Source organism: Vibrio fujianensis (assembly GCF_002749895.1).
Taxonomy (GTDB): domain Bacteria; phylum Pseudomonadota; class Gammaproteobacteria; order Enterobacterales; family Vibrionaceae; genus Vibrio; species Vibrio fujianensis.
The window spans coordinates 30,431-32,231 of record NZ_NBUS01000033.1 but is presented as its reverse complement, the minus strand read 5'-3'; the positions used below and the strand labels follow the sequence as shown (position 1 = coordinate 32,231).

Annotated in this window: 2 protein-coding genes; both read right to left on the bottom strand. The window is 44.6% G+C overall.

Annotated elements, in window-relative coordinates; all coding sequences use genetic code 11:
- Positions 1-279, bottom strand: a 279-nt coding sequence (locus tag B7C60_RS17510) for a tRNA (adenosine(37)-N6)-dimethylallyltransferase (RefSeq protein WP_281251635.1), incomplete at its 3' end; no start/stop codon positions are given.
- A partial coding sequence (gene mutL, locus B7C60_RS01665) for a DNA mismatch repair endonuclease MutL (protein WP_245868395.1) occupies positions 276-1,801 on the bottom strand: 1,526 nt, incomplete at its 5' end. The genes B7C60_RS17510 and mutL, both read right to left, overlap by 4 nt.

Genomic DNA, 1,801 nt, shown 5'->3' with positions numbered 1-1,801 from the left:
ACGGACAATTGCTTGCATTTCACGTAGCGCATCTTGCCGAAAATCAGCGACAGAGTATGCTTCGCTAGGATCTAGAATATCAATCAAACGGTGCGGAGCTTGTGCTAACTCCTCCGCTGTGGGTTTAGCGGTGCCAATATTCATCCCTCGATAAATCAAAGCTGAATCCACGCTAATAATTTCAACCGGGAATTTTTTTCGAAGCTCAATCGCTAAACCTGTTTTTCCAGAAGCCGTTGGCCCCATTAAAAATAAGGCAAGAGGTAATTGTGTTGTCATGAATGTAATGCTGCAATCGTAGTGGAAAAATCCACCAACTGTATAAAGTGGTGATCATTAAAGGGAAGCTTACCTTGCCATAACTGTTCGATCTCGGCAACCAACTGGATCGCTTCAGACAAAGTGTAGTCAGTTTTAGTTATCATCACACGTTGGCTAAGCCAATGAGTTAATTGGGCCAACGTCAACTCAGCCGATCCATTCGCCTGTTGAGCCGAAATATAGCCAAGTAACTCTGGAATTAAGGATTGTAAATTTTGCTGTCTCAGTGGTTGAGGAACGCCCATGATCATCAATGATGAGGGCGAGCGAATCGTAAGTTCAATTCCTAACCTTGATAATAATTCGTGGCTTTGCTGTAACGCCGCATGTTCCTGTTCAGCCATCTTGACTGCGAGTGGAACCAATAATGGCTGACTTTTTAACGCGGTTTGTTGAGCATTTAATTGCCCGAAGATTTTTAGCTCAAGCGCTTTAGTTAATGCCAGTAAAACGCACCCTTGATCCGATGTCATCAATAAATATTGCCCGTCAACAACCGCTATCGCTTTACCCAAAGACACTTTATCTAAAGAAGGAAACGTGGCCTCTACAGCAGGAGAACTGGGCGCAGACGCGTCAGAGGAAAGCGGTTCTATCGTCTGCATTAAGTGCTGATAAGCTTTTGTTTGTTGTGGACTAACGACGGAACGATCTGATAGTGGTGCCGTTTTTTTTGCTACCGGCCGAATCCACGAATTTGATGCTGCTTTTTCTCGCACAAAAGAGAGGTTATTCGCTGGTTCCGCTGCCGCTTTACCAGGATAATCGGGTGTTTTTTCTATCGCTTGCCAAACATGTGCAAGAGTCGCTGTCGGTAAGTCTGAAGCAACTTCAGACGGTTCATGAAAGGCGGCCTGATTCCGCTCTCGTGTATCGGTATGCTTATTTTCTGATAAAGCTTGGCTGAGGGCTTGATAAATAAAGTCGTGTACTAAACGGGCCTGATGAAAACGGACTTCATGCTTAGCTGGGTGCACATTAACGTCAACAAAATGAGGATCTAACTCAATAAATAACACATAGGTAGCAAACTGATCGGCACGTAAGCTACTTTCATAACTTTGACGAATAGCATGATTGATCAACTTATCACGCATCATTCGTCCATTCACATAGCAATACTGTAGATCACTTTGCTGTCGAGCTCCTTCTGGTGTCGTGATCCACCCCTGTAATGTTAAGCCTTGATGCTCTAATTCAATACGCAGCATATGACGAACAAAAGCTGCACCACACACGGCTGCAAGCCGCTTCTCTTGCTGCGCTTCGGTTTTTGCCGCTCGATATTGACGAACCAAATTGCCATTGTGCCGCAGAGTAAGCGTGACATCAAAACGACTCAACGCAATACGTTTAACGAGTTCATCAATATGGGTAAATTCTGTTTTTTCGGTACGTAGAAACTTTCGCCTAGCAGGCGTATTGAAGAACAGATCTAATACTTCCACCGTGGTACCAACCGGATGAGCGGCAGGTTGAA